This window comes from Kitasatospora sp. NPDC057512 (assembly GCF_042802135.1).
GTDB lineage: Bacteria > Actinomycetota > Actinomycetes > Streptomycetales > Streptomycetaceae > Kitasatospora.
In genome coordinates this window covers 1-4,625 of sequence record NZ_JBHVET010000694.1, presented here as the reverse complement: position 1 = coordinate 4,625, position 4,625 = coordinate 1, and the positions used below count along the sequence as shown (strand labels likewise).

Annotated in this window: 1 protein-coding gene; it reads left to right on the top strand. The window is 72.8% G+C overall.

The window, feature by feature from the left end; translation table 11 throughout:
- On the top strand, positions 1–4,625 hold a 4,625-nt coding region (locus ACFU6K_RS32040; RefSeq protein WP_380668992.1), incomplete at both ends, for an amino acid adenylation domain-containing protein.

Here is a 4,625-nt window from a genome sequence, read left to right as displayed (position 1 = left end):
CGACCTCGCCGCCGCCTACGCGGCGCGGACGGCCGGAACCGCGCCGCGACAGACGCCGCTGCCCGTCCAGTACGCCGACTACGCGCTCTGGCAGCGCGACCTGCTCGGCGACGAGGCCGACGAGGAGAGCCTCTTCTCCCGCCAACTCGCCTACTGGAACGAGACCCTGGCCGGAATGCCGGAGGAGCTGGCGCTCCCGGCGGACCGCCCCAGGGGCGCCGCCGCCAGCCACCAGGGCGACCGGGTGGCGCAGCTGCTCGACGTCGAACTCCACCGTGCGCTGCGGACCCTGGCGCGCGAGCAGCGGGTGACGATGTTCATGGCCATCCAGGCCGCCTTCGCCGCCCTGCTCACCCGGCTCGGCGCGGGCACCGACGTGCCGATCGGCTCCGTGGTGGCCGGGCGCTCCGACGAGGCGCTGGACGAACTGGTCGGCTTCTTCGTCAACACCCTGGTGCTGCGCACCGACACCTCGGGCAACCCGAGCTTCACCGAACTGCTGGCCCGGGTCCGGGAGACCGACCTCGGCGCCTACGCCCACCAGGACGTGCCGTTCGAGCGTCTGGTCGAGGAGCTCAACCCGGCCCGCTCCCTGGCCCGGCACCCGCTCTTCCAGGTCGCGATGGTGCTCCAGAACAACGAGCAGGCCGACGCGTCCTCGGCCGGACTGTGGAACGGGGTGCTGCCGGCCGCCACCGGGGTCGCCAAGTTCGACCTCAACGTGACCGCCCAGGAGCTCTTCGGCCCGGACGGTGAGCCCGCCGGGATCGACTTCGCGCTCGACTACGCGACGGACCTGTTCGACCAGGAGACGGCCGAGGCGATCGTCCGCCACTTCGCCCACCTGCTGGCGGCGGCCGTCGAGCGGCCGGACACCCGGATCGGGGCACTGCCGGTGGTGAGCCCGGAGGAGCGGGCCGAACTGCTGGACGGTGCCACGCCGTTGGCTTCGGAGGTGCCGCTGCTTTCGGCGGTGTTCGAGGAGCGGGCGGCGGCCACGCCGGAGGCGGTGGCGCTGGTGTGCGGCGAGGAGGCGCTGACGTACCGGGAGTTGGACGCGCGGGCGAACCGGCTCGCGGGCCGGCTGATCGGTGCCGGGGTGACGCCGGGGGCGATGGTGGCGCTGGCGCTGCCGCGCTCGGTGGAGTCGGTGGTCGGGCTGCTCGCGGTGCTCAAGGCGGGCGGTGCCTATCTGCCGCTGGACGCCGAGTACCCGGCGGAGCGGACCGGGCACATCCTGGCGGACGCCGAGCCCGCGTTGGTGCTGACCGATGACCGCTGGCCGCTGCCGGAACTGCTTTTTGAGCTGCCGGTGTTGGACGTCACGGACGTTCCCGGACCGGTGGAGTTCACCAGGCCCGTTCTGCGTGGGGCGGACGCGGCGTACGTGATCCACACGTCGGGTTCGACCGGTCGTCCGAAGGGTGTGGTGGTTTCGCACGGGAGCCTTGCCGCTCTGCTGGCGGGCCATCGGGCGACGCTGGTCGCGGACGCGGAGGCGGCGCACGGTCGGCTGCGGGTGGCGTTGACGGCTTCGCTGTGCTTCGACGCCTCGTGGGAGGTGGTGCTGTGGATGGTCGCCGGGCACGAGCTGCACCTGATCGGTGACGAGGTGCGCCGCGACGCCCGGCAGTTGGTCCGCCACGTTCGCGCGGTCGGGCTGGACGCACTGCACGTGACCCCGTCGTACGCCGAGCAGCTGGTCGAGGAGGGGCTGCTGGAGGAGCCGGCGCCGAAGCTGCTGCTGCTCGGTGGCGAGGCGATCGGGCAGGGCCTGTGGTCCAGGTTGTGCGCGGCTCCGCTGACCGTCGGCCACAGCATGTACGGGCCGACCGAGTCCACCGTGCACGCCCTCACCCGGCCGCTCGACGGTGCGGACCGGCCGGTGCTGGGCCGGGCCGTCGCGGGGACGGCCGGGTACGTGCTGGACGAGCACCTGAACCCGGTCCCGGCCGGGGTGGCGGGGGAGTTGTACCTGGCGGGTGCCGGGCTGGCCCGGGGGTACCTCAACCGGCCGGCCCTGACCGCCGAGCGGTTCGTGGCCAGCCCGTTCGTGGCGGGTGAGCGGATGTACCGCACCGGTGACCTGGTGCGCCGGGCCCGTGACGGTGAGCTGGAGTACCTGGGCCGGACCGACGACCAGGTGAAGATCCGTGGTTTCCGGATCGAACTGGGTGAGATCGAGGCCGTGCTGGCTGCTCACCCGGCCGTGCGTCAGGCCGTGGTGACGGTTCGGGAGAGTGAGGACGGGGACCGTCGGCTGATCGCCTACTGCGCGGTGGCCGAGGATGTGACCCCCGAGCTCGGTAGCGTGCTGCGCCGGTTCGTGGCCGAGTCGCTGCCCGGCTACATGGTTCCGGCTGCCGTGGTAACGCTCGACGCCCTTCCGCTGACCGCCAACGGCAAGCTGGACCGGACCGCGCTCCCGGCCCCCGACTTCGCCGCACTGGCCGGCGGTCGGGCGGCCCGTACGCCGCAGGAGGAGATCCTGTGCGGCCTGTTCGCCGAGGTGCTCGGGCTGGACGCGGTCGGGGTGGAGGACGACTTCTTCGCGCTGGGTGGGCACTCGTTGCTCGCGACCCGGTTGCTCAGCCGGGTCCGTTCGACACTCGACGCGGAGCTGGCCGTGCGGGACGTGTTCGAGGCGCCGACGCCGGCCGGGCTGGCCGTCCGCCTGGGTTCGGGGGCGGAGCGTCTCGCGCTGACCGCCCGTACTGAGCGGCCGGAGCGGGTGCCGCTGTCCTTCGCCCAGCAGCGGCTCTGGTTGATCGACCGGATGGAGGGGCCGAGCGCGGTGTACAACCTGCCGCTGGTGCTCCGGGTGGCGGGCGAGCTGGACACCGACGCCCTCGGCTCCGCGCTCGGCGACCTGGTCGCCCGGCACGAGGTCCTGCGCACGCTGATGGTGGAGACCGACGGGGAACCGCACCAGCTGATCCTGCCGGTCGGGGCGGCTTCGGTGCCCTTCGAGGTCCGGGACTGCCCGGCCGACGAGGTCGGCGCGTCCGTCGACGCGGCCACCCGCCGGCCCTTCGACCTGGCGGCCGAACTTCCGGTGCGGGCCCAGCTGTTGCGGGTCGATGCCGAGGAGCACGTGCTGGTCCTGGTGCTGCACCACATCGCGGGTGACGGTTGGTCGATGGGTCCGCTGTTGCGTGATCTCGCCGCCGCCTATGCGGCGCGGACGGCGGGTGCCGTGCCGGGGTGGGCGCCGCTTCCGGTTCAGTACGCCGACTACGCGCTCTGGCAGCGTGAGCTGCTCGGCGACGAGCACGACCCCGAGAGCCTGCTCGCCAGCCAACTCGACTACTGGCGCGAGGCCTTGGCCGGGCTGCCGGAGGAGCTGGTACTGCCGGCGGACCGTCCGCGGGGTGCCGTCGCCAGCCATCGGGGTGACCGGGTGGTGCTTCCGTTGGGGGCCGAACTGCACCGTGCGCTGGTGGTGTTGGCGCGTGAGCAGCGGGTGACGATGTTCATGACGGCGCAGGCGGCCCTGGCGGCTCTGTTGACCCGGCTCGGTGCCGGGACGGACATTCCGATCGGTTCGGTGACGGCGGGGCGTTCGGACGAGGCGGTGGACCAGTTGGTCGGGTTCTTCGTCAACACCCTGGTGTTGCGCACGGACACGTCGGGCAATCCGAGTTTCACGGAGTTGCTGGGCCGGGTCCGGGAGACGCAGCTCGATGCCCATGCGCACCAGGACGTGCCGTTCGAGCGTCTGGTCGAGGAGCTCAACCCGGCCCGTTCGCTGGCTCGGCACCCGCTGTTCCAGGTGATGCTGGTTCTTCAGGGCGGTGGCGACACGGCGCCGCTGGACGCGGCCGGGCTGGATGTCTCGGTCGAGCCGTCCGGTCGTGCGGTCGCCAAGTTCGACCTGAGTGTCGGCATCGGCGAGTCCTTCGGCCCGGACGGCGCACCGGCCGGTCTGGAGTGCGTGATCGACTTCGCGACGGACCTCTTCGACCGCGAGACGGTCGAGGCGATCGCCGCTCGGTTCGGCCGGCTGCTGGCCGCCGTCGCGGCCGGTCCGGATCTGCCGATCGGCAGGGCGGAGCTGCTGTCCCCGGAGGAGCGAGCCGAACTGCTGGGCGGTGCCAAGCCGTTGGCTTCGGAGGTGCCGCTGCTTCCGGCGGTGTTCGAGGAGCAGGCGGCGTCCACGCCGGAGGCGGTGGCGCTGGTGTGCGGCGAGGAGGCGCTGACGTACGGGGAGTTGGACGCGCGGTCCTCCCGGCTGGCGAACCGGCTGGTCGGTGCCGGGGTGACGCCGGGGGCGGTGGTGGCGTTGGCGCTGCCGCGCTCGGTGGAGTCGGTGGTCGGGCTGCTGGCGGTGCTCAAGGCGGGCGGGGTGTACCTGCCGCTGGACGCCGGGTACCCGGCGGAGCGTACGGCCTACACCCTGGCGGACGCCGAGCCCGTTCTCGTGCTGACCGACGGCCGCTGGCCGCTGCCCGAACTGCTGGCCGATCTGCCGGTGTTGGACGTCACGGACGTTCCGGGATCGGCGGAGTTCACCGGGCCCGTCCTGGACGGGGCGGACGCGGCGTACGTGATCTACACCTCCGGCTCGACCGGCCGCCCCAAGGGCGTGGTGGTCTCGCACGGCAGTCTCGCCGCTCTGCTGGCCG